General features: G+C 38.3%; 2 protein-coding genes. Both read right to left on the bottom strand.

The features are described from left to right. Positions 1 to 206 (bottom strand): response regulator (locus I2F89_RS15405; RefSeq protein ID WP_195514610.1); only part of this gene is annotated, 206 nt, incomplete at its 3' end. Between the two features lie 12 nt (positions 207 to 218). Then, positions 219 to 1,403 (bottom strand): ABC transporter permease (locus I2F89_RS15400; protein ID WP_195514609.1); only part of this gene is annotated, 1,185 nt, incomplete at its 5' end.

Below are 1,403 nucleotides of genomic sequence, written 5' to 3'. Positions count from 1 at the left end.
TCCCGAATTTTCTTTAAAACATCCGTCCCCCTTATCCCAGGCAACATAATGTCTAATAGGATCAAGTCAAATGTTTGCTCAGCAAAAGCTTCCAATGCCTGTTCGCCACTTCTTACTGAATAAACCTCATACTTGCGTTCTTTTAAAAATTCCGTCACGATTTGATTGATCATATATTCATCTTCAACCACTAAAATTCTTTCCATATCACTCTCTCCTTATTCAAAGCGTAGTGCCTCAATAGGGTTTAATTTCGATGCTTTCATTGCTGGTAACAAGCCAAATATCACACCCATCAGGGAACAAAAAACTAAGCTAACGACAATGGAAATCACGGATACGATATAAGGATAATCCAGTGATTGCGTAATGGCATAGCCACTTAACAAACCAATAAGCACACCTAATACCCCACCAATCAAAGTCAAGACGACCGCTTCTACTAAAAATTGTTTTAAAATTACTTTTCTTCTTGCGCCGAGTGCTTTCTTGATTCCAATTTCTTTCGTTCTTTCCGTGACAGAGACCAACATGATATTCATCACACCGATTCCCCCCACTAATAACGAGATACTTGCTATACCAGACAGAAGAATAAAACTTGACTGGTTCATTCGTTCCAGTTCTCTGGCAAAGTCTTTCAGATTCATGACCCCGTATTCATAATCTGACTTCGGCATATGTTGATTGAGAATCTCTGCGGCTTTTTCTGCAGCGCCTTGTAATTGATCGGTATTATTTGTTTGAATCGTGACAAGCGGTACAATATCCAACTCATCAGATAGTTTATATGCTTGTTGCAAAGGAACGTAAGCTCTTTTCTCAAAGCTAAATGGATTACTACTATTTGGATCTAACTGAAATACACCTTGAACTTTGAATGGCACCCCATTCACTTCGACAAACTGTCCGATCCCTTCTTCTTTTGGAAATAATTCGTCATACAAGGAATCTTCCAGAAAAATTGCTTGTTGTTGCTCTTGGAAGGCTTGAGAACCAAATCCTTCCCCTTTGATGAAGTTTAACTGCTCCAAATCCTCAACAGAAGAAGTGACAGCAGAAACTTTGGCGTCAGCCCCTTTTGCTTTCCTATAGATTTTCCCATCTTTTTGATATGACAAGCCACTTGCTAATACATCTGGGAGTTCATTGATTTCTTTTAAGATATCGTCATTTAAAAACGGAAGGTATAGTGGTTTTTTTTCTTCCTTTACTGATTGGATTCCGCTTTGGAATGAACTTTTTTTATCGTATTGGATATTCATCGTATTATTGTTACCACCAATCATCTCTCGTTTCATTTTTTCGGTGTTTCCGCCGATGATACTGAAAATCGAAATAATGGCAGCAATCCCAATGATGACACCTAGCATAGTCAATACCGAACGCATTTTATGAGCAAA

Source organism: Enterococcus sp. 1001283B150225_161107_E12 (genome assembly GCF_015556925.1).
In the GTDB taxonomy this organism is placed as follows: domain Bacteria; phylum Bacillota; class Bacilli; order Lactobacillales; family Enterococcaceae; genus Enterococcus_B; species Enterococcus_B mundtii.
The sequence above is the reverse complement of the archived record's forward strand: the minus strand, read 5'-3'. Positions and strand labels throughout refer to the sequence as shown.